The following is a 20,700-nucleotide window of genomic DNA, read 5'->3' as shown; positions in this document are numbered from 1 at the left end:
GTCTGGGCCCTTGGCGGCCGCGGTCAGCGGTAATTGGTGAACTGCAGCGCGACCCCGAAGTCCTCGGCCTTGAGCAGGGCGATCACGGCCTGCAGATCGTCACGCTTCTTGCCGGTGACCCGCAGCTGGTCGCCCTGGATCTGGGCCTGCACGCCCTTGGGGCCCTCGTCGCGGATCTTCTTGCTGATCGCCTTGGCCTTGTCGGTGTCGATGCCCTCGATCACCTTGCAGTCGATCTTGTAGGTCTTGCCGGACTGGCGCGGCTCGCCCGCCTCGAGCGACTTCAGCGAGATGTTGCGCTTGACCAGCTTCTCTTTGAAGACGTCGAGCGCGGCGCTGGCCCTCTCCTCGGTCTCGGAGGTGATGGTGACCCCGGAATCGCCCGACTTGGCGACGGTGGTGCCGGTGCCCCGGAAGTCGAACCGGGTGCCGAGCTCCTTCTCCGCCTGGTGGAAAGCGTTGTCCACCTCCTGCTGGTCGACCTTGCTCACGATGTCGAAGGACGGGCTGGCTGCCATGATCAGAACTCCCGCGATGCTGGCTCTCGTCGATGAAGCGTCGGCCCGGTGAACGGGCTCCGACATGCCGACCGTACCCGGTTGCGAATCCGGCCGGCGGTACGGCTAAGCTGTTCTCCGCTGCCACGGGAGACCGTGGTGGTGTGCCCAGGCGGGTTGCCCGAGCGGCCAATGGGAGCGGACTGTAAATCCGTCGCGAAAGCTACAGAGGTTCGAATCCTCTACCCGCCACACAGGCAGGAAGAACGGCCCCGGTACCAGCGGAAACGCGGTCCGGGGCCGTTCTCGTCGATCTGGCAGGTCCGACAAGATCCGGCCGCCTGCAAGGAGACAGCGCCCGAGTGCACCGGTAGATAACGGCCGTACGCCGGCACCGCTGGACCGCGCACGCCGTGCCGCTTTCCGCCCGCATGGTCAACGCCTCCAACAAGCATTGGCGGCATCCGCTGCATACCGACGATGGAGTTGAACAGCCGCGTCCGGCCCGGTCAACCTCGGGTGATGAGCACTACGAGCGCACCTCAACCCGGTCAGATCATCTTGAGCATCTGGAACTCAGGTGACAGGTTCGACGAGCAGACCGCCTTGTTCAAGTCCCTCGGCGCCGCCTTCGACGGCGCCACGAAGATGTGGTGGGTGGAACTTGAGCGGATGCTGACTGGCGACCGTCCGGGCATCGACGTCTTGTTCGAAGTCGCCAAAGAGTACGGAACCATTGTGCGGCTGGAGCGGCCAAGCCCGACAGCGTCCTAACGCCCCGGATTCAGCGGAGACTCTGGCCGGCGCTCCCTCGTACTTTCCTACGAGCCGCCCATGGGCAGATCGGCCGGCAACGAGCGCTTCGCATTCAGGCGGGCTTGACCAGGGTCAACGATTGGAAGCGGAAGTCGGTGCCGTCGTTGCGGATGTGGAAGTCGAGAACTTCGAAGGCGCGTACGGCGTACGCCAGTAGTTGCTGGTCGGAGCGGAACGAGAAGAACCTTGGCGGCTCGTGTACGTCTTCGGGGACCACGCCCTCTTCTTCCTTGCCGCCGCCGTAGACGCCCAGGAAGAACAGTCCGCCCGGCGTGAGAACCGTGCGGATCGCGGCGAGTGCGGCGTCCAGGTCGGCGTTCGGGACGTGCAGCAGGGTATTGAGCGAGTAGACCGCGTCAAACGTCGATTCCGGGAAACCGAGAGCCAGCACATCCCGTACGGAAGCATTGAGGCCTTTCGATCGGGCGTGCGAAACCATCGCGGGTGACAGGTCGGCCGCGGTCACCTCCAGGCCTTCCTGCTGGAAGTACAGGCTGTCCTGTCCGGTTCCGCAGCCCACCTCGAGCAGGGTGCGGGCCTCGGCTGCGCGCAGCCGGTCGAGGAAGGCGGCCCGCTCGTCCTGCTTCCACTGTTCTTTGGGATGGGTGTCTCGGTTGGCGGCGGCCCGTTCGTTGTAGGCGGAACGGTTCCGGGCCACCACGTCGGCGTACGTGAAACTCATGGTTTTTCCCCCTGCCTGGCGATCGTGCGGCTCCGATAGCCTGATCCGACCGACGGGGGTGTGTGAAGGAGCGTCCGATGGCGAGAGACGTGCGGGCCGACATCGAGACGATGCGCGCCGCCGACACGGATCGGCAGAAGGTGGCCGATCAGTTGAAGACCGCTCTCGACGAGGGCCGCCTCACCCTGCACGAGTATGACGAGCGGGTCAGTTCGGCGTACGCCTCCAAGACCTACCAGGAGCTGCTGATGCTCCTCACCGACCTGCCCCGGCCGGGCCTGAGCGCGAGCGAGGTGCGCGCCCGGCACGAGGCCGAGCAGCGCCGCCGCGCCCGCCGACTGCCCACCGCGATGCTCGTGTTGTGGACTATCTGGGCCGCTCTGGCCGTGGTCAATCTGGTCGTCTACGCGCTGGTCGAGGTGAGCGTCGAAACCGACATCTACCCGTGGCCGGTGTGGCTGGCCGTGCCGGGCGCCGCGCTGGCCGCGGTGACCGTGGGCGTTCAGGTCATCCGCAGCCAGCAGAGACGCTAGGGGCGGGGGAACAGGGCCCGCTCGACCACCGGCGCGACGGCCTTGGCGTAGGCGACGGTCAGGTGACTGTTGTCTTTGTAGACGAGCGTGTTGCCGATGATGATCGGGCACTTGCCCTGGCCGCACAGCCACGGCGTCGGGTCGATCACCCGCAGGCCCGAGGCCTTGGCCGCGTTGGCGATCAGGCTGCGCCGGCCCCGCTCGCTGATCGCCCGCACGACCCGGCGGTCGCATGTGGCCAGTCGCCGCGCGTTGACCGCCGCGCATTCGGGGGCGTTGCCCTTGGGCAGTGGCGTGTCCTGCAGCAGGATCATCGGGGTCCCGCTGAGGCGGTGCCACGTCTGCTGCCAGCCGCGCACCCAGAGCGGGTCGGCCTGCCGGGCCTTGATCCGGCCGCCGGGGCTGATGATGCCGCCGTTGTCGAGGTCGTTGGAGGCCATCACGACCAGGTCGGGCTTGTCCCGTACGACCCGCTGCACCACCTGGTTCCGCCAGGTCACGCATTCGGTGTACGGCCTCTTCAGCACCTCGTTGTAGGTGAGCACCTGCGGCATCTGGCAGGCCGCCTTGGTCAGCGCGATCAACCGCCAGCCGTGGTCACGGGCGGCGGCCTCGACGGCCGGGAACCAGTGCGCCGCGTGCGAGTCGCCGATCAGGTACATCGTCCGGGCGCCGGCCGGGTCGCCGTAGACGCAGTCCTGGTCGGTGCGGGCCTGCGTGTAGTTCGAGTGGCACTGGTCCTGGTAGATCTGCGGGCTCTGCTGCTGCGCGTCGGAGAGCCGCGGCGCCAGATTCGCCGGCAGCTTCTCGGCCCCGATCGACTGGGTGATCAGCTGGGTCAGCCGGTTCCGCGGATCGGGGGCGCCGGCCAGCTGGGCCAGCAGGTCGGGCGCGGCCGGGCCGGTGGGCAGGGGCGGCGTGAACTGCCCGGCGATCAGCGCGAGCACAGCCGACGAGGCCGACAGCGCCACTCCCAGAGCCACACCGCGGCGGGCGCGCCGGCGCAGCCACGGTCGCGTCCGCACCGGGTTCTCGACCAGGTGATAGGTGACCCAGGCCAGCCCGAGCGCGGCCGCTGCGAAGGCCAGGTTGGTTTTGACGGTCGGGTTCCGGCCGAGGGCGAGCGGCCAGATCATGAGCACCGGCCAGTGCCAGAGATACCACCCGTACGACAATTTGCCGATAAAACGGAACGGCCCGGTGCCGATGACTCGGCCCGCACCCCAACCGCCCGCCCCGGATCCGCCGGCGATCACCGCGGCCGTGCCCAGCACGGGAAGCAGAGCGGCATAGCCCGGGAAAGGTGTCGACTCGTCGAAGGTCACGGCGGCGATCAGCACTGCCCCCAGCCCGCCCCAGGTCAGCAAGGCGGCAATTCCCTTCGGCGTACGTCGCAGGAAGCCCCCCAGCACGGCCACGAGCGCACCGATACCCAGCTCCCAGGCCCGCGTGTGCGACCCGAAATAGGCCCACGGCGCGGCCGCCGTCGTCTGCTGCACACTGACCGCGAGCGACACCACGACCAGCACGGTCAGCGCCACCAGCACCCGGCGGCGCGCCCAGAAGGCCAGGAGCAGCAGCGGCCAGACCAGATAGAACTGCTCCTCGACCGCGAGCGACCATAGGTGCTGCAACGGCGAGGGCGCCGCGGTCGCGTTGAGATAGTCGGTTCCCTCGTACGCGAGCCGCCAGTTGATGCCGTAGAAGGTGCTGAACAGCGCATCGGTCGAGATCGAGGCGAACCGGGTGGCCGGCACCCAGAACCAGGCCGCCGCCACGGTCGCCACCAGCACCACGGTCGAGACCGGCAGCAGCCGCACCGCCCGCCGGGCGTAGAACCCGCGCAGCGAGACCGTCCCCGTCCGGTCCAGCTCCTTGATCAGCAGCGTCGTGATCAGGAAGCCCGAGATCACGAAGAAGACGTCCACCCCGACGTAGCCGCCGGCGAACCGGCTCAACCCGGCGTGGCTGAGCACCACCAGGACGACGGCGATGGCCCGCAGGCCCTCGATGTCCGGCCGGAAGCCGATGTGCGGCCCGTCGGCCGAACGCGGGGCGATCCCCCTGACTTCTCCGGCAGGGGACGGCCGGCGCTGGCCGACGATGGTGGTGTGGACTGAGTAGCTCATGGTCTCCGTCTGTGCTGAATGAGCTGCGAGCTATGGTCGAGGCGTGACGCCGTCTGACCGTGTCCCCCTGTCCGTTCTCGACCTGGCCACGGTCCGCGAGGGGCACTCCAGTGCCGATGCGCTGCGCGGCACGATCGAGATCGCGCGCACCGCCGACCAGCTCGGCTACCAGCGCTTCTGGGTGGCCGAGCACCACAACATGCCGGCGGTCGCCTCGACCGCGCCGCCCGTTCTGATGGCATCGGTGGCGGCACAGACAGCAACGATCCGGGTGGGATCGGGTGGCGTGATGCTGCCCAACCACATGCCTTTCGTGGTGGCCGAGCAGTTCGCTCTGCTCGAGGCGCTGCACCCGGGCCGCATCGATCTCGGTATCGGTCGCGCGCCCGGTACCGACCAGGCGACGGCGGCCGCTCTGCGCGGGGTCTCGCCCTATCTGACCGTCGAGCAGTTTCCCGACCATCTGCGGACGGTGCTGGCCCTTCTCGGCGACGAGCGCATCGACGTCGGGCCCGCGGCCCGCCTGCGCCCCACCCCGGTTCCGGAGAGCTACCCCGAGGTCTGGATGCTCGGTTCCAGCACGTACGGGGCTCAGGTCGCAGCCGCCCTCGGACTGCCGTTCTGTTACGCGTATCACTTCGCGACGGGCACCGATGTGGCCGCGGCTCTTCAGCTCTATCGGGCCGGTTTCCAGCCGTCACCGCGCTTCCCCGAGCCTCACGCGATGGTCAGCGCCTCGGTCATCGCGGCCGAGACCACAGAAGAGGCTCACTACCTGGCCGGTCCGAGCCGGGTGATGCTGCAGAGCCTGCGTACGGGCCGTCTGGGCCCGATCGTCTCGCCCGAGCAGGCGGCCGAGATGGGCGTCGACGAGACGTTCCCCGGCACGCAGTACGCCGGCACCGCCGAAGAAGTGGCGGCCGACCTCGACGCGCTGGTCGCCCGCACCGGCGTGCAAGAGCTGATGCTGGCCGGCACCGTCTTCGACCCGGCCACCCGGCAGGATTCCCTCACCCGCATCGCCAAGGTGTGGGGCCTTTAAGGGGTCGCGCGTGACGGACCGCGACGACATGATCGCTCTATGGCCTGGCAACTGACCGAGGATGTCGAGACCTTCCACTCCACCGCGGGCGAGTTCCTGCGCTCCCGTCCGATCGAGCACACCAACCTGCTGACGCTGGTCGAGACCCTTCGGAACGACCTTCACTCGTACGGGTCACCCGCCCCGATCTTCGGCTGGTGGAGCACACCGGCCGGTCAGGTCGCGGCAGTGCTGCTGCAGGCCCCGCCCTACCCGGTGATCTTCAGCGAGCTGCCGCCCCGGGCTGTCTCGGCCGCCGTCGAGGCGCTGGGCGGACGCCCCCTGCCGGGCGCCAACCTGCCCGCGAGCGTGGTCGACGGGTTCCTGGCCGGCTGGCGCAGCCGGACCGGGGTGCGGACCCATGTCGTCCGGCGCGTCGGCCTCTACCGGCTGGCCTCGCTCGTGCTGCCGGCCACGCCGCCGCCGGGCAGCGCGCGTTACGCCGGCCCGGACGACGTCGACCTCGTGGAGGGCTGGCTGCGCGCCTTCCACGACGAGGTCGGCGAACGGCGCCCCACCTCAGTGCCGTACGAGGGAACTGTGCTCTGGGACGACGGCCGCAACGCCGTCTCGATGGCGATCCGGTCCCGTCCCGCGGCCGGCACGGTCCGGATCCAGCGGGTCTACACGCCACCCGTGCAGCGCGGCCGCGGCTACGCCGGAGCGGTCACCATCGCCTCGGTCCAGGCCGCCCAGGCCGACGGCGCCCGCGACGTGGTGCTGAACACTGACTTGGCCAACCCGACCAGCAATGCTTTGTACCAGCGGCTGGGCTTCCGCCCGGTCGAGGAGCGAGTGATCGTGGAGTTCACGGCATGACAGACGGCAAGGTGCTCTCGGTGAACGTCGGCGTGGCCCGGCCCAACCCGGCCAAACGCTTCGGCGGCGTCACCGGCATCGACAAGCTGCCGGTCGAGCACGCGGTCGACGTGCGCGCCCCCGGCCCCAAGACGACCGGCCTGCACAGCGGCGTGATCGGCGACCCCATCGGCGACGTCAAGAACCACGGCGGCGACGACCAGGCCGTGTACGCGTACTCGCGCGAGGACTACGACTGGTGGGAGGCCTCGCTGGGCCGCCCCCTGGCCAACGGCTGGTTCGGCGAGAACATGACCACGACCGGCCTCGACCTGAACGCAACCAGGATCGGCGAGGTCTGGCGCATCGGCGACACCCTCGAACTGCAGCCCACGTTCGGCCGCATCCCGTGCATGACGTTCCAGGTGAAGATGGGCGAGAAGAAGTGGCTCAAGCGCTTCGCCCAGGCCGCCCGCACCGGCACCTACCTGCGGGTCATCACCCCAGGCCCGCTGCGCGTCGGCGACCCGATCGAGATCGTCCACCGCCCGGCCCGCAGCATCGGCGTCTCCGAGGCCTTCGACATCTACATGCACCGCTCCGAAGAACTGGCCCGCATCCTGGAGGCCGAGGCCCTGCCGGCCGGCCTGCGCGAGGAACTGGAACACCGTCTCGCCCGCCGCTGACCGGAAAAACGAACAGCCCCGGATCCGAAGATCCGGGGCTGTTGCTTGCCTGTGGCGGGTAGAGGATTCGAACCTCTGTAGCTTTCGCGACGGATTTACACGGCGCACCGGGTCTCCCCTGCCCTTGCGCCGTCCACCAGGCGTTCCTTCATGTTGTGCAGAGCGCAATGGCCGGTGTTCCTGTCATGTTCCCGCAGCGGGAACATGCACTCGATGGTAGAAGAGGAAGGGTCTGCCGCTAACTGGCGTCCCTGAGCGACTTCCGGTGGGCGTCCAGACGCCGCAGTTCGTCTCGTACCTGATTTATGGCCTCGGTCAAGCGTGTGCGGTACCAGAACACCATGTCGGACTCGGCTTTGACCGTAACCGCCTCGATCGGTACGCCGCAGTCCAACAGCATGCATGTTCGAACCACTGCGAAAACGGATTCAGTTAGGTAGAGCAAATGACTGCCGCTGAAGTTTGGCGATGTGCTGTTGATGTGGGTCAGTTCGTTGCGAACTCTAGAGATCGTTTGAGCCCAGCGGTCTTTGTCGCCGATCAAAGGGCGGTTCGCGGGGCCGGCGCGCCCGGCGAGTCTACTTAATCTCTTGACCAAGGACGGATCGTTACTGGAACCGATCTTGCCTTCGAGCCATTCCCGATGCTTCTCCGGCGTAGCGGAAAGACAAGCTTCGAGAATGCTGGCAAATTCGCTCTGATCCATGTAGGTGAAATTTTGGGTGAGGCGATGGTAAGCCTCGGCGCCGTACGTTGCGTTAAGGAACCGATTTTCACTAAACATGTCTTCGGCATACTTGACGCTCAATAATGAGTCGATCGCGCGGTCAAATTGAGGCGATACATCCAGCCACCGCGCGATCGCCGGAAGGCCGCCCAGCTGATCGAACGTGAGAAGCATTCGATGCTCGTGGTGGGGCTTTCTTGACTCCGGCTTGGTGTACGGGATCACTGACGCCACGAATTCAATGGATTTTGGGAACCCCATATCGCGGCCGTTGATGGATGTCTCGTTAATGCCATTCCGCTGCAGTGTCAGCTTATCGAGGATGACTGGGGTGTCGACGCAGAAGGTGATCAGGTTTTGCACTCGCCTGACATCCGCCAGTATCGTCTCGAGTTCTTGAGGTTCGTCGTAGCTGAAAGTGAGAACTGGCCACTGTTTAATGCTGGCATCGCTGATCTGATCCCCGTCAGTCTCCCAACTGTGCCGCAAGCCGACAGTGCCGCGACCGTAGGGAGACGTTTCCTGGCGGATCTTAATGAGCATTGACGAGTATATGGTGCCACCGTCGGCGACCGGGTGCTGGTCTGAGTACTTAGCTCGAATCCCCGTTCGCCCAACCCAAAGGTCTGCGTTGCTGAATGTGGCTTCAGCGTGCGTGAATTTATGGGCCTCGGCCTCAAGGTGATGGCCGATGAACATTCGATTGGCGTAATAGCGGCTCTCTCGGACGCCGTTCGCAGGCTCCTTCGACCCTTTTCGGAAGCATCCCTCGAGCGTAACCTGGTTGGCGCCTATCCAGCCGAAGATGCGAAGGTTCGCCTCGCCCTCGCTGTTGTCTTCTCGGTCGAATATGCCGACAAGGGAGAGTTTCACACCGCTTCTGCCCGGCTCGAACTGAACTCTCCCGGAAAGTTGATCACCTTCTTCTCCGGCTAGCCAAAAAACGCCAAGAGAGTCAATCGCTTGCAAAGCTCCTCCAATCCTTGACAAGATCGGCGGGTGCTGCTCGCCGTGGCGGCGAGAGTAGATCCACACAGGGAAAGTTGCTAGCGAATATCCGTCCCGGACGAGGCCGGTCATTCGGATCGTTCAGTCCCACTGAAAAAATGCTTCCCCGATGCGGCCGTTCGTTCCACTGTCTCCGCCGTCGATGCGGTTGGGGTAAACCCGAAGGAATATCGCGACGCTGTGCCCAAGTCTGCGGGCGACCTCGGTCTGCCGGAACTCCGGCGTTCAGCCAGAGCGAAGCAGCAGCGTGCCGAAGACCGTCCGGACACTTTGCCACCCGCGCGGCTCGTGCGGCTTGCCGTCATCCGTCCAAGCTTTGTCAAACCTTGGCGCAGTTTTGGTGAGCGTGATCTGGCCCATCTGTACTCGATCTTGTCGTGCCTACAAGCTCCGGACGAGTAGCCACCACGGCTCTTCACTTTCTCTCCGACTGACCATGGTTAAGCCCGCATCAACCTCACCTACGCGAGGTTCAGCAGGTGCAGGTCGCCGCCGCGGATCATCCAGTCGTCCCAGTAGCCGAGTTGGCCGCAGGCGACGCAGCGGCTCGTGATGGCCAGCGCCCGGATCCCGTCGTGGCCCTCGTAGAGGGAGAAGCCCACGGCGATGTTGAAGTCCTCTTCGTCGCCGTCTCCGTCGCACTCGCAGACCATGATGCCGGCCTGGCTGCCGTCCCAATAGTCGCCGCTGTCAGCGATGAAGTGCTCTTCACCGCAGCCGCGGCACACGCGTTGGGCGGCGTGCTGTTCGAGGTCTCCCAGGAGGCCGAACACCTGGCCGCCGCACGTGGCGCACCGGCACAGCCGTACTTCGTGCACGTCGTAACCTTCGGCGCCCTCGGCCCTCGCGTACTCGGCGAGGTTCTGCCCGATCTTCCAGCCACCGGCTTCAGTGATCGCCACGGACCGGGAGCCTAGACGGGTTCGGCGGCCAAGGCCTCGCGCAGGCGGTCGGTGGCCTGCTCGTCGGCCCGGGCGATCGAGCCGTGCGGGATGGCGGCGATCAGGGCGGCGACCGCCAGGACGGCTGCGACCATGACGAAGGCCCAGGTCAGGCCGCCCGGCTGGTCGACGATGGCGCCGGCCAGGGCGCCGCCGGCGGCGCTTCCGGCCACCGAGACGGTGACCACCCAGGTGTAGGCCTCGTTCAGCATCGCGGGCGGGGACAGGCGGCCGACCAGGTTGGTCTCGACGGTGAGGGCGGGGGCGATCGTGGCGCCACCAAGCACGAGGGCCGCGCCCAGCCAGAGGGGGCTGGGCATGAAGGCCAGCACCACGAAGCTGAGGGCTACGGCGCCCAGCAGCCAGGCGAACTGGCGGGGCAGGGGCATCGCGGGGCGCCGGGTGCCGAACCAGATGCCGCCGATGGCGCTGCCGACGCCCCAGATTCCCAGCAGTACGCCGCCCAGGCCGTCGCCGCCGCCGTGCTGACCGGCGTAGGCGGGGACGATGACGCCGGCCGCGCCGAAGCCGATGCCGAGCGCGATCACGCATAGCAGCAGGGCCGGAAACCCGGACACCTTGAGCGGGCCCAGGCCGCGGGCCTCGTTGGTGTGGGCGTGGCGGTGGTGGTGACGCATGACGGGCAGGCGGGAGATCGCCAGGGTGCCCAGCAAGGTGGCCGCGGCCGCGCCCAGCAGGGCGGCGGCGGGGCTGGCGACCACGACGAAGCCGGCCACCAGGATCGGGCCGAGCACGAAGACCAGCTCGAACAGCGAGGTCTCGGCGGCGATGGCGGCGCCGCGCAGGTGGTGGTGGCCGCTGCCGGGTTCGGTCATGTCGGTCCACGCGCGACGGATGGCGGCGGTCAGCGGCGGATAGGTGGCGCCGGCGACGGCCGCGGCCGCGAAGATCGCGGACTGCTGGTTGATCAGCACCAGGGCGATGAGCGCCAGCGGGTGCAGCACGGCGGTGGTGACCAGGATCGGGGACGGGCCGATGCGGTCGGCCAGGCGGCCTGCGATCGGGCTGATCGCGGCGCCGGCCAGCGCGTACAGGCCGCCGGCGAGACCGGCCACGGCGTAACTGCCGGTGGACTGCTCGACCAGCAGCAGCAGCGCGAGCGGGGTCATGCCGATGCCGAGGCGGGCCAGGATCCCGACGCTGAGGAGCACCCGCCCGCTCGGCAGATGCCAAACGCCCAGGTACTGACGTAGCGCGGTCACTTTTCCACTCCTCGGTAACGACTCAGCGGGCCTTCGGACCTTAACGCCGGGGGCCCGCGTAACACATCCGAAAAACGGGGAGTGGTGTGCGGAAACACAAAGGGCCGCCCCTCGACGGACGGCCCTTCGCTCGGTACGTCAGCGGGTGAACTGGATGGCGCCGGCCTGCGCACGCAGGCGGGCGACGCGCTGCTCCATCGGCGGGTGGGTCGAGAAGAGCTTCGAGATGCCGCCGGCCCGGAACGGGTTGGCGATCATCAGGTGGGCGGCGCTGGTCAGCCGGTTGTCGGCCGGCAGAGGCAGGCGCTGTGCACCGTACGATATTTTCTCGAGCGCACTGGCCAGAGCCAGCGGATCACCGGTCAGGGTGGCGCCGTCGGCGTCGGCCTGGAACTCGCGGTTGCGGCTGATCGCCAACTGGATGATGGTCGCGGCCAGCGGACCGAGGATCAGCATCAGCAACAGGGCGGCCGGGTTGGGGCTGTCCTCGTCGTCACCGCCGCCCAGCGGCAGGAAGATCGCCAGGTGGGCCAGGCTGGTGATGATGCCGGCCAGGGCGCCGGCCACGCTCGAGATCAGGATGTCGCGGTTGTAGACGTGCGACAGCTCGTGCCCGATCACGGCGCGCAGCTCGCGCTGGGTCAGCAGTTGGGTGATGCCGGTCGTCACGGCGACGGCGGCGTGCTGGGGATTGCGGCCGGTCGCGAACGCGTTCGGCTGCATCGTCGGGGAGACGTACAGGCGCGGCATCGGCTGCCCCGCGCTGGTCGCCAGCTCGCGCACCGTCTGGTGGAGCCAGGGCGCCTCGGCCTCGCTGACCGGCTGCGCGCGCATCGCCCGCAGGGCCAGCTTGTCCGAGAAGAAGTAGGAGCCGGCGTTCATGGCCAGCGAGAGGAAGACCGCGAACACGAGACCGCCACTGCCGCCGAGCCAATAGCCGGCGCCCAGGATGATGGCCGTCAGCAGACCCAGCAGAGCGGCCGTCTTGAGGCCGTTGTGATGGCTGTGCAACAGGAACTCCTTCGGTATGCGGCCCGGTGGGGCCACGCACCAATGGAACGTCGCTGGCCTGCGGTTTCATCCGGGTTGCGCTGTGAGTTCCCTGTACGCGATCACGTGCACACAGCGAACCGGAGGCAGCACTCCTGTGGATAACCGGGCCTAGCCCCTTGACAAGCGCGTAGCGTGGGCCCGCCCCCTGGTCGGGTGGGGTGGGCACGTTGGGGGGCGCGAGGGCTCAGGTCGCCGGATTGTGGGCCGAATCATGTGAGGCCACGGACCGGCACCGCACGCGACCCAAGGACGGCACATGAGCAACGACGACCCGCGCTTCTTTCCGTCCGCGAACCAGCCGCAGCCGCCGTCGGGGTGGCTGCCGTACGGCGGCGGGACGTCGGAGCACCGGTCGAGCGGGGCGCTGCCGCCGGCCGGCCAGGCGTGGGGGCCCGAGGCCAGCGAGCAGCAGTTGTGGGCCGACGAGCCGAAGCGCAACTGGTTCATGCGGCACAAGGTCCTGACGGGCGTCGGTGGCGGCGCGCTGGGCGTGACGATGCTGCTGTGCATGGTCGGCGCGGTGGCTTCGGCGGGGGCTTCCGAGAGCCCAGAGTCGCCGGCCGCGGTCTCGGCGGAGCCGATCGTCAACGAGCAGCCGGCCGAGCAGCAGGCGGCCGAGGCGGCCGCCGCTGCGCAGAAGGCGGCAGCTGACAAGGCCGCGGCCGACAAGACGGCGGCCAAGAAGGCCGCCGCGGACAAGGACGCGGCGGTGAAGAAGGCGGCCGCCGAGAAGGCCGCCGCGGCGAAGGCGGCCGCTGACAAGAAGGCGGCGCAGAAGAAGGCTGCAGCCGAGAAGAAGGCGGCTGAGAAGCGGGCGAAGGACAAGGCGGCCGAGGAGCAGCGGGCGAGCCTGCCCGTGGGCACCGACTGCAAGCTGCTGGCCGAGGAAGCCGTACGGATCTCGCGGGAGTCCAACTACAACATCAAGGTCATCAAGATCCGGTCCCTCCGGATCGTCAAGGACAAGCGGGAGACGTTCACGATTCCGCGGGGCGACCGGAGCACGCTGGTGCTCTCGTGTCGCGGTCAGGCGGCCACCTCGGACGGCGCCGAAGGGCAGCCGGTGCTGGTCAAGATGACGGTGGACGCCGACAGCGACTACTTCATCGGCTACAACTTCCTGTAGCGCCCCTATGACAGGGCGTCGAACAGGATCTGTGGGGCGAAGCCCAGGACGACGGCGGCGGCGGTCGCGGTGATCAGGGCCGCCGCTACCGCCCGGGTCACCGGCCGGCGTGGGTTCAGGGCCGATTCCAGCAGGTTCGGGTCGGCCACCGCGATGCCGATCCGGGGCGGGCCGGCGTAGAGCAGCGCTGCCACGCGTACGTAATAAGCCAGCGCGATCACGGCGTTGACCGCCACGACCACGGCCAGCCAGGTCTGGTCGCCCTCGATCAGCGCGTCGACGATCGTGACCTTGGCGAACAGGCCGGCCAGGCCCGGTGGCAGGCCGGCCAGACCGGCCAGCGAGAGCACGAGGGCGGCGCCCAGCCACGGTGAGCGCCGGGCGGCGCCTCGGTAGGACGCGATGTCACCGCCGTTCGCGCCGGGCGGGCGCAGCGCGACGACCACGCCGAACGCGATGAACTCCAGGACCACGAAGAAGACCGTGTACGCCGCGGCTGCCTCCAGGCCGTCGGCGCCCAGGGCCAGCGGGGCCAGGATGTAGCCCGCCTGGGCGATCGACGACCAGGCCAGCAGGCGGACCATGCGGGTCTGGCGCAGGGCCACCAGGTTGCCCACGGTCATGGTGAGCAGGGCCAGGAAGGCGGTCAGGGTCGCCGCCTCGAGCCGGGTCACGATCGCGGCCAGGGCCAGCACGCCGCCCAGCTTGGAGGCCGTGGACAGGTAGGCCGCCACCGGCAGCGGGGAACCCTCGTAAGTGGGTGGGGCCCAGGCGTGCAGCGGGACGGCGGCGACCTTGAAGGCCAGGCCGATCACCATCAGGGCCACCCCGGCCGTGGCCACCGGAGCGGTCAGGCCGGTGCCCTCGATGAGGCGGTCGAAGTGCAGGGCGCCGGTGGCCGCGTAGTTCAGGGCCGCGCCGAGCAGGGCGATGGCCGTCGAGATGACGCTGATCAGGAAAAACGTCACCGAGGCGGACGCGCCCGACGTGCTGACCCGCTCGCCCGGGGCGAAGCGGCGCAGACCCACCAGCAGGTAGAGCGGCAGGGTGAGCGTCTCCAGCCCGACGATCAGGGTGATCAGATCTCCGGCGTACGCGACCACGACGCCGCCGGTCATCGAGGCGGCCAGCAGGAAGCAGAACTCCCCCACGGGCGCCGTGCCGAGGCGCAGCGACGGCGTCGAAAGCGCCAAAACACCCACCGTGAGCAGCGCGAAGACGACCGCAGCGGTGGCGGCCAGCGGGGTCGGCACCCAGGAGCAGGCGCTGCCGTTCGGGTCGCAGAACGTGCCGGCCCGGTCGCCGGTGACGATCGCGCAGACCACGGTGGCTAGGCCGCCGGCGGCCAGCGTGGCGATGGTCGCGGTGCGGCGGGCGATCAGCAGGTCGGCCAGCAGGACGAGGACGGCGGCGCCGGCCGCGGCGTAGAGCGGCAGAAGGGAAAGGTGGTCGACGGCCTGAGCCCTCATCGGAGTGCCTCCGTCAGGGCTCGTACGGGGAAGCTGGTCGCGGCCAGAACCAGGGAGGGCGCGACCCCCACGGCCAGCGTGAGGAGCACGAGCGGCGACCAGGCCAGCCATTCGGTGCGGGTGATGGCGTACGGCTCGGCCACCGCGACCGCCGGACCGTGCGTGACCTTGCGGAGCAGACGCAGGAAGTACGCCGCGGTCAGGGCGCCGCCGATGGCGGCCAGCACGGCCAGCGTCAGCCACAGACCGCCGCCGCGCTGCACGGCCGCGACCACGGCGAACGCTTCACCCCAGAAGCCAGCCAGCCCGGGCAGGCCCAGCGACGCGATCGCGGCGAAGCCGAGCAGGCCGGCCAGCCGCGGAGCGGTCTCCCGCAGGCCGCCCAGCTCGGCCAGCTCGCCGGTGTGGGCCCGGTCTTTGATGGTGCCGGCCAGGAAGAACAGCAGACCGGTGATCAGCCCGTGGGCGACGTTGCCGAGCAGCGCCGCCTGCAGGCCGGTCGCGCTCAGCGTGGCGATGCCGAGCAGCACGAAGCCCATGTGGCCGACGCTCGAGTAGGCGATCAGGCGCTTGAGCTCGGTCTGGCGCAGGCAGATAAGCGCGCCGGCCAGGATCGCGGCCGCGGCCAGGATGCCGAGCAGCGGGGCCGCCCACTCCGCGCCCAGCGGGGTGACGCCGACACCGATCCGGATCAGGCCGTACGTGCCCATCTTGAGCAGCACGCCGGCCAGGATCACCGAGCCGACGGTCGGGGCCTGGGTGTGCGCGTCGGGCAGCCAGGTGTGCAGCGGCCAGAGTGGGGCCTTGACGGCGAAGGCGATCGCGAACAGGGCGAACGCGGCGTACTGGGTTCCTCGCGAGAGTTCGGTGCTGCCGGTGAGCTGTACGAGGTCGCCGGTGCCGGCCGCGGCGGTGACCGTGATGACGCCGAGCAGCAGCAACACCGAGCCGAACAGCGTGTAGAGCACGAACTTGCGGGCCGCGCGCCGCTTGTCCTCGCCGCCCCAGCCCGCGATCACCGCGTACATGGGCAGCAGAACGACCTCGAAGAACAGGAAGAACAGGATCAGGTCGAGGGCCAGGAAGGTGCCCAGGATGCCGACCTCGAGTACCAGCAGCAGGGCGACCAGCGTGCGACCGGAGCCGCCGGTAGGGACACGCCACATCGTGTACGCGCAACAGAGCACCGTGAGCAGGCCGGTGAGCACGACGAGCGGGTACGAGACGCCATCCACGCCGAGGTGAAAGTTCAGGTGCAGCGCGGGAACCCAGGCAACGTCAAGATCCACCCACGGCAGTACGGCGAGGGGGTGGGCCGACAGGACCGACCAGCCGTCGTCACGGCCGAAGGGCAGCACCGCGATCGGGATCAGGGTGACCGCGGCGAAGATCGTGCCGACGAGGCGGGCCGTGCGGTCGAGCCGGGCCGGGAAGAGGGCGAGCACGCCCGCGCCCACGGCGGGGATCAGCAGGACGGCGAGCAGGGCCACGGTCATGCGGCGGCTCCGAACAGGACGGCTACGGCCCCGAGCAGCAGGGCGCCGGCCAGCACGGCGCCGGCGGCCGCGGGCAGCGGGAGGCGATGGGCGTAGGCGAGCGCGGCGCCCACGCGGGAGGTGGTGGTGCCGGTGCCCTCGACTGTGGCGTCGACGACTTTGGTGTCGAGTGTGAGGACCGCTCTGGCTAGTGCTTTCACCGGTCGTACGAGGAAACGGTCTTGAATGTCGTCGAGGCGGAAACCGGCGGCGAGCAGGGGACGCGCGCGGCCCAGGGCCATCGCGGGATCGACGCCGGGGACGGCCCGCCACAGCCACCACGCGGCGGTCGCACCGGCGGCGAGCAGGATCAACGGCAGGACGATGGCCACGCTCAGGTGCGGTTCGTCCAGCTCGAGGGCGGTGCGGAAACCAGGGGCGTACGCGGCCAGGCCCAGCAGCACGGCCGGGATCGCCAGCAGCAGGATCGGCCAGCGCATCAGACCCGGAGGATCGTGTGGCGCGGCCGGCTGCGTGTAGCGGGCGTCGTCGAAGCCGACCTCCCAGTCCGGGCCGTCGGGACCGTGCGCGCGCGAGATGCCGAAGAAGCCCCAGAGCAGCAGGCGGGTCGCGTACCAGGCGGTGATGGCGACCGCGAACAGCGCGGCGATCCAGACCAGCCAGCCGACCCAGACCGGCGCCGTCTCGCCGCCCTCGGTGGCATGCGCGGCCGCGGTCAGGACGTTTTCCTTGGACCAGAAGCCGGCCAGCGGCGGGACGCCGGCCAGCGCGCCCAGGCCGGCCACGAACGACCAGAAGGTGACCGGCATGTGCTCGCGGAGGCCGCCCATGCGGGAGAGGTAGTTGGTGCCGACCGCGTGGATGACCGCACCGGCCGCGAGGAAGAGCAGGGCCTTGAACGCGGCGTGAGTGAGCAGGTGGAACAGGGCGGCGGCGGGTGAGCCGACGGCCAGCGCGCCGGTCATGTAGCCGATCTGGCTCACCGTCGACCAGGCGAGAACACGCTTCATGTCGTCCTGGGCCATCGCGCTGAACGCGCCGAGCAGGATCGTGATCGCGGCCATGACCCCCAGGACGGCCAGGGCGGCCGGGGACTGCTCGAACAGGGGGTAGAGCCGGAAGACGACGTAGACGCCGGCCGCGACCATGGTGGCCGCGTGGATCAGGGCCGAGATCGGGGTGGGGCCGGCCATCGCGTCGGGCAGCCAGGTGTGCAGGGGGAACTGGGCGCTCTTGCCGGCCACCCCGGCCAGGATCAGCAGCAGGGCGGCGGTGTGCGGCGGCTCGGCCAGCACGTCGGCCAGGCGGCTGCTGCCGGCGTCGACGATCAGGAAGGCCACGCCGAGCAGGAAGCCGACGTCACCGATGCGGGTGACCAGGAAAGCCTTCACGGCGGCGGCCGGGGCCTCGGGCAAGCGGCGGTCATGGCCGATCAGCAGGTACGAGCAGGCGCCCATGATCTCCCAGCCGACGACCACGCCGATCAGGTCGCCGCTGGTCACCACGAGGAGCATGGCGCCGGTGAAGAGGCTGATCTGAGCGGCGTACGGGGCATAGCGCGGGTCGTCGTGCAGATAGGCCACGGAGTAGATCTGCACGAACAGGGCGACCGTGGCCACGGCCAGGGCCACGTACAGGGCGGCGTGGCCGACCGAGATGCCGAGCGTGAGGTCGATGTCGCCGATGCTCACCCAGTGTGTGGAGAGCTCGACCGGCTTGGTCGCGAAGAGTAGAACGCCGAGCGTCACCAGGAGTGAGATGGCGGCGCCGGCGATACCGAGGGTGGCGGCCGGCTTGTTCTTGTTGTCGTCGCCGGGTGGCAGCAGCAGGCCGGCCAGCCCGAGGAGCAGGGGCACGACGGGGATCAGGACGGCGGCGTTCACCCGGTCACCCGCGCGCTCTTGTTGTCGGCGATCTCGTCGTCGTCCTCGTGGTCGTGCAGGGCGATTTCATCCAGGACGACGGCGCGGCGCAGGCGGTAGTACTGCAGGATGATCGCCAGGCCCACGCCGACCTCGGCGGCGGCCAGGACGATGACGAACAGGGCGAAGATCGCGCCGGCCCGGGGCTCGGGGACGGGATAGGCCCAGGCCTCGGGCTGGACGCCGTCGAGCGCGGACTTGATGGTGGCGTCGGCGGCGACCAGGATCAAGTTGACGGCGTTGAGCATGAGCTCGACGGCCATCAGGACGAGGATGGCGTTGCGGCGGCGCAGGACGCCGTAGACGCCGAGCGCGAAGAGCAGGCCGGCGACGACATACGGGATGACCGCGTGCATCAGGTCTCCTCGTCGTCTTTCTCAGGGGCCCGCGGCAGCGCTCGGTCGTTGCCTCGCGGCAGGGCTCGGTCTTCGCCTCGCGGCAGGGCTCGCTCCGGGTTTTCGCGGCTTGTGCCTTCGATGACTCGCGGGTCGCTCTTGCCGCCTTCGGACAATTCCGCAATTTCCGGTACGCCGAGCTTGGGACGGGCGTCGCCGGCGCGGAAGACGACGTCGTGGGCCTGCTCCTTGAGGACGTCCTCGCGGGTCTTCTCGAGCGGCGGCGCCTCGCCGGGGTCGGGACTCTCGGCGGCGCGCATCCTTTCCCGGGCGGCGGCCTGGCGGGCCGCGATGCGCTCCAGGCGGGCCTTCACCTCGGCCGACTCGTCGACCGGGCCGGGCGGGGGCAAGTCGGGGACAGCAGCGGCACTGGGGTCGGGGCGGGCGCCGATGTCCGGGCGGGAGAGGACGATCGCGCCGACCAGGGCGGCCAGCAGCAGGATCGAAAGCACTTCGAACGGCAGCACCCAGGCGCCGAAGATCTGTTCGCCCACGCGGCGACCGGTGCCGGGCGGGGGAAGCTCGTACTCGGTCCAGCGGAAGGCGTCGACCAGCAGGACAGTCAGGCCCAGCCCGACGCCGCCGCCGATCAGGGCGGCCGGGGCCACGGGGCGGTCGAGATCCTTGGACGGCCCGATCGGAGCCCGGGTCAGCATCACGGCGAACAGCAGCAGCACGACGACCGCGCCGACGTAGACCAAGATCTGCACCCACGCGACCAGTTCGGCACCGAGCACGAGGTACAGGCCGGCGACCGCGCCCAGGCTGACCACCAGGTAGAAGCCGGCCCGGACCAGGTGTGCGCTGGTGACGACGTACACGCCGGAACCGACAGCGATCGCGCCGAGAGCCAGCATCAGCGCGTCCGCTACGGTCACCGGCCCGTCTCCGGTCGCTTCACAGCGGGACGGGCCGTCTTGGCGGCAGTGGCCGCACCCGGACCGGCGGCCTTGCGCGCGGCCGTGGCCTCTTCCTTCGAGGGCTCGCCGAGCACGTCGTGAGCCGGGGGCGGAGGCACGGTGCGCATCCACTCCCCCAGGCGGTTCTTGTCGTGCAGCAGGTCGAGGACGTCGGTCTCGGCGTACTCGAACTCGGGCGTCCAGTGCAGCGCGTCGAACGGGCAGACCTCGATGCAGATGCCGCAGTACATGCAGAGCGAGAAGTCGATGTCGAACCGGTCGAGCACGTTGCGCTGCCGAGCCCGGGCCGCACCCGGAACGACGACTTCTTCCTTGTGCGAGTCGATGTAGATGCACCAGTCGGGGCACTCCCGGGCGCACAACATGCAGACGGTGCAGTTCTCCTCGGAGAGCGCGATGACCCCACGGCTGCGCGGGGGCAGCTCGGGCTCCACATCCGGGTACTGCTGGGTGGTCGACCGCTTGGTCATCGTCTTGAGCGTGACGGCGAGCCCTTGCACAAGCCCCTTGCCGGGCAGGCCGCGGTCCCCGTCGTCACTCACAAACGCATATCCTGCCCCGTCACCCCATTTGATGCGAGCACACCCCCATCAGATCTTGCGGTAGGTTTCCGGGAGGAGGAGCGATGAGGGCTGTCAGAAACGACTGGACCGCCGACGACCTCGACAACTTTCCCGAGGACAACATCCGCCGCGAAATCTTCGACGGCGTCCTTCGTACGAGACGCGCCCTCCCCAGTGACCATCAGACCCTCACAATGCTGCTCGCTGCCGTACTCATGCGGACCTGCCCGGACCACCTGTTCGTCACCCAAGCGAATGAGGTGGAGCTGGGACCTCGCCGCCGCGTCACCCCGGACTTCATGGCGGTGACCTTCGCGTCGGCCCGCGCGAGCCCGTCGGTTTTCGCCCCGACCGACGTGGCTCTCGCGGCCGAAGTGATCTCCCCCGGCACCAAGCGCATCGATTCGGTGATCAAGTTGGCCTACTACGCCCAGGCCGGCATTCCTCACTTCTGGTTGATCACCATGCGCCCGGACATTTCCGTGACGGCCTTCGACCTTCGGCCGGATTTCTCGGGCTACCACCCCATCGCCACGTTCACCGGCGACCAACACATCCGCCTCGATCAACCATGGCCGGTGGATATCTCGCTGCCGTCCATTCGCCCTCGCAATCTCTGAATCCACAGGCGCGGC

At 68.9% G+C, this 20,700-nt stretch carries 19 protein-coding genes, 1 tRNA gene and 1 pseudogene; 8 read left to right on the top strand and 13 right to left on the bottom strand.

Annotated elements, in window-relative coordinates; genetic code table 11:
• Positions 1-23: 23 nt before the first annotated feature.
• A complete protein-coding gene (locus OWR29_RS07220; protein WP_267561728.1) occupies positions 24-518 on the bottom strand; it encodes a YajQ family cyclic di-GMP-binding protein in 495 nt (164 codons plus the stop codon).
• A 150-nt stretch (positions 519-668) separates the two neighbouring features.
• Here OWR29_RS07220 and OWR29_RS07215 point away from each other — a divergent pair.
• Together OWR29_RS07215 and OWR29_RS07210 are read left to right on the top strand one after the other, a co-directional pair.
• Positions 669-749, top strand: a tRNA-Tyr gene (locus OWR29_RS07215).
• 270 nt (positions 750-1,019) lie between these two features.
• Positions 1,020-1,271 (top strand): hypothetical protein, encoded by a 252-nt coding sequence (locus OWR29_RS07210; RefSeq protein WP_267561727.1) that lies wholly within the window; start codon positions 1,020-1,022, stop codon positions 1,269-1,271.
• Positions 1,272-1,365: 94 nt separating this feature from the next.
• Here OWR29_RS07210 and OWR29_RS07205 read toward each other — a convergent pair whose 3' ends face one another.
• Positions 1,366-1,995, bottom strand: coding sequence for a class I SAM-dependent methyltransferase (locus tag OWR29_RS07205; protein ID WP_267561726.1), 630 nt, complete (start codon positions 1,993-1,995; stop codon positions 1,366-1,368).
• A gap of 110 nt (positions 1,996-2,105) precedes the next feature.
• Here OWR29_RS07205 and OWR29_RS07200 point away from each other — a divergent pair, with 110 nt between their 5' ends.
• Positions 2,106-2,528, top strand: a complete 423-nt coding sequence (locus OWR29_RS07200; RefSeq protein ID WP_438872561.1) for a DUF1707 SHOCT-like domain-containing protein — start codon at positions 2,106-2,108, stop codon at positions 2,526-2,528.
• On the opposite strand, the gene OWR29_RS07195 is transcribed toward OWR29_RS07200, so the two are convergent.
• Positions 2,525-4,657, bottom strand: coding sequence for an acyltransferase family protein (locus tag OWR29_RS07195; RefSeq protein WP_267561723.1), 2,133 nt, complete (start codon positions 4,655-4,657; stop codon positions 2,525-2,527). The two genes, OWR29_RS07200 and OWR29_RS07195, sit on opposite strands and share 4 nt — an antisense overlap.
• A 43-nt stretch (positions 4,658-4,700) precedes the next feature.
• Here OWR29_RS07195 and OWR29_RS07190 point away from each other — a divergent pair, with 43 nt between their 5' ends.
• The 3 genes from OWR29_RS07190 to OWR29_RS07180 are packed head-to-tail and all read left to right on the top strand — an operon-like array spanning position 4,701 to position 7,222.
• Entirely contained in the window at positions 4,701-5,699 is a 999-nt protein-coding gene (locus OWR29_RS07190; protein WP_267561722.1) for an LLM class flavin-dependent oxidoreductase, read from the top strand.
• Positions 5,700-5,738: 39 nt separating this feature from the next.
• Entirely contained in the window at positions 5,739-6,557 is an 819-nt protein-coding gene (locus tag OWR29_RS07185) for a GNAT family N-acetyltransferase (protein ID WP_267561721.1), read from the top strand.
• A complete protein-coding gene (locus tag OWR29_RS07180; protein WP_267561720.1) occupies positions 6,554-7,222 on the top strand; it encodes an MOSC domain-containing protein in 669 nt (222 codons plus the stop codon). Before OWR29_RS07185 ends, OWR29_RS07180 begins: the two co-directional genes overlap by 4 nt.
• Positions 7,223-7,460: 238 nt before the next feature.
• On the opposite strand, the gene OWR29_RS07175 is transcribed toward OWR29_RS07180, so the two are convergent.
• The 4 genes from OWR29_RS07175 to htpX all read right to left on the bottom strand — a co-directional run bounded on the left by OWR29_RS07175 (position 7,461) and on the right by htpX (position 12,132).
• Positions 7,461-9,029, bottom strand: coding sequence for an ApeA N-terminal domain 1-containing protein (locus tag OWR29_RS07175; protein ID WP_267561719.1), 1,569 nt, complete (start codon positions 9,027-9,029; stop codon positions 7,461-7,463).
• Positions 9,030-9,418: 389 nt separating this feature from the next.
• On the bottom strand, positions 9,419-9,859 hold the full coding sequence (locus tag OWR29_RS07170; RefSeq protein WP_267561718.1) for a hypothetical protein: 441 nt from the start codon (positions 9,857-9,859) through the stop codon (positions 9,419-9,421).
• Between the two features lie 11 nt (positions 9,860-9,870).
• Positions 9,871-11,121, bottom strand: a complete 1,251-nt coding sequence (locus tag OWR29_RS07165) for an MFS transporter (RefSeq protein ID WP_267561717.1) — start codon at positions 11,119-11,121, stop codon at positions 9,871-9,873.
• Between the two features lie 138 nt (positions 11,122-11,259).
• Positions 11,260-12,132 (bottom strand): zinc metalloprotease HtpX, encoded by an 873-nt coding sequence (gene htpX, locus OWR29_RS07160; protein ID WP_267561716.1) that lies wholly within the window; start codon positions 12,130-12,132, stop codon positions 11,260-11,262.
• Positions 12,133-12,430: 298 nt separating this feature from the next.
• On the opposite strand from htpX, the gene OWR29_RS07155 reads away from it, so the two are divergent.
• Positions 12,431-13,300, top strand: a complete 870-nt coding sequence (locus OWR29_RS07155; RefSeq protein WP_267561715.1) for a hypothetical protein — start codon at positions 12,431-12,433, stop codon at positions 13,298-13,300.
• Positions 13,301-13,305: 5 nt separating this feature from the next.
• On the opposite strand, the gene OWR29_RS07150 is transcribed toward OWR29_RS07155, so the two are convergent.
• From OWR29_RS07150 to OWR29_RS07125, 6 genes and pseudogenes are all read right to left on the bottom strand, one after another.
• Entirely contained in the window at positions 13,306-14,769 is a 1,464-nt protein-coding gene (locus OWR29_RS07150) for an NADH-quinone oxidoreductase subunit N (protein ID WP_267561714.1), read from the bottom strand.
• Complete coding sequence (locus OWR29_RS07145; protein ID WP_267561713.1) at positions 14,766-16,265, bottom strand: complex I subunit 4 family protein; 1,500 nt, start codon at positions 16,263-16,265, stop codon at positions 14,766-14,768. The genes OWR29_RS07150 and OWR29_RS07145 overlap by 4 nt, the downstream gene beginning before the upstream one ends.
• Complete coding sequence (locus OWR29_RS07140) at positions 16,262-18,148, bottom strand: NADH-quinone oxidoreductase subunit 5 family protein (protein ID WP_267561712.1); 1,887 nt, start codon at positions 18,146-18,148, stop codon at positions 16,262-16,264. Before OWR29_RS07140 ends, OWR29_RS07145 begins: the two co-directional genes overlap by 4 nt.
• Positions 18,145-18,543, bottom strand: coding sequence for an NADH-quinone oxidoreductase subunit NuoK (nuoK, locus tag OWR29_RS07135; protein ID WP_267561711.1), 399 nt, complete (start codon positions 18,541-18,543; stop codon positions 18,145-18,147). The genes OWR29_RS07140 and nuoK overlap by 4 nt, the downstream gene beginning before the upstream one ends.
• A gap of 353 nt (positions 18,544-18,896) precedes the next feature.
• A pseudogene (locus tag OWR29_RS07130) lies at positions 18,897-19,460 on the bottom strand (NADH-quinone oxidoreductase subunit J family protein); the annotation flags it as partial.
• Entirely contained in the window at positions 19,457-20,044 is a 588-nt protein-coding gene (locus tag OWR29_RS07125) for a NuoI/complex I 23 kDa subunit family protein (RefSeq protein WP_267561710.1), read from the bottom strand. The gene OWR29_RS07125 and the pseudogene OWR29_RS07130, both read right to left, overlap by 4 nt.
• 83 nt (positions 20,045-20,127) lie before the next feature.
• On the opposite strand from OWR29_RS07125, the gene OWR29_RS07120 reads away from it, so the two are divergent.
• A complete protein-coding gene (locus OWR29_RS07120) occupies positions 20,128-20,685 on the top strand; it encodes a Uma2 family endonuclease (protein ID WP_267561709.1) in 558 nt (185 codons plus the stop codon).
• Positions 20,686-20,700 lie beyond the last annotated feature (15 nt).

This window comes from Paractinoplanes pyxinae (assembly GCF_026626335.1).
GTDB classification, from domain to species: domain Bacteria; phylum Actinomycetota; class Actinomycetes; order Mycobacteriales; family Micromonosporaceae; genus Actinoplanes; species Actinoplanes pyxinae.
The sequence above is the reverse complement of the archived record's forward strand: the minus strand, read 5'-3'. Positions and strand labels throughout refer to the sequence as shown.

Bases quoted from the DNA above. Each gene is read 5' to 3' on its own strand.
- OWR29_RS07120 (WP_267561709.1), top strand. From the start codon at position 20,128: ATGAGGGCTGTCAGAAACGACTGGACCGCCGACGACCTCGACAACTTT.
- OWR29_RS07155 (WP_267561715.1), top strand. From the start codon at position 12,431: ATGAGCAACGACGACCCGCGCTTCTTTCCGTCCGCGAACCAGCCGCAG.
- OWR29_RS07205 (WP_267561726.1), bottom strand. From the start codon at position 1,995: ATGAGTTTCACGTACGCCGACGTGGTGGCCCGGAACCGTTCCGCCTAC.
- OWR29_RS07195 (WP_267561723.1), bottom strand. From the start codon at position 4,657: ATGAGCTACTCAGTCCACACCACCATCGTCGGCCAGCGCCGGCCGTCC.
- nuoK (WP_267561711.1), bottom strand. From the start codon at position 18,543: ATGCACGCGGTCATCCCGTATGTCGTCGCCGGCCTGCTCTTCGCGCTC.
- OWR29_RS07185 (WP_267561721.1), top strand. From the start codon at position 5,739: ATGGCCTGGCAACTGACCGAGGATGTCGAGACCTTCCACTCCACCGCG.
- OWR29_RS07200 (WP_438872561.1), top strand. From the start codon at position 2,106: ATGCGCGCCGCCGACACGGATCGGCAGAAGGTGGCCGATCAGTTGAAG.
- OWR29_RS07150 (WP_267561714.1), bottom strand. From the start codon at position 14,769: ATGAGGGCTCAGGCCGTCGACCACCTTTCCCTTCTGCCGCTCTACGCC.
- OWR29_RS07175 (WP_267561719.1), bottom strand. From the start codon at position 9,029: ATGACCGGCCTCGTCCGGGACGGATATTCGCTAGCAACTTTCCCTGTG.
- OWR29_RS07220 (WP_267561728.1), bottom strand. From the start codon at position 518: ATGGCAGCCAGCCCGTCCTTCGACATCGTGAGCAAGGTCGACCAGCAG.
- OWR29_RS07180 (WP_267561720.1), top strand. From the start codon at position 6,554: ATGACAGACGGCAAGGTGCTCTCGGTGAACGTCGGCGTGGCCCGGCCC.
- OWR29_RS07145 (WP_267561713.1), bottom strand. From the start codon at position 16,265: ATGACCGTGGCCCTGCTCGCCGTCCTGCTGATCCCCGCCGTGGGCGCG.
- OWR29_RS07210 (WP_267561727.1), top strand. From the start codon at position 1,020: ATGAGCACTACGAGCGCACCTCAACCCGGTCAGATCATCTTGAGCATC.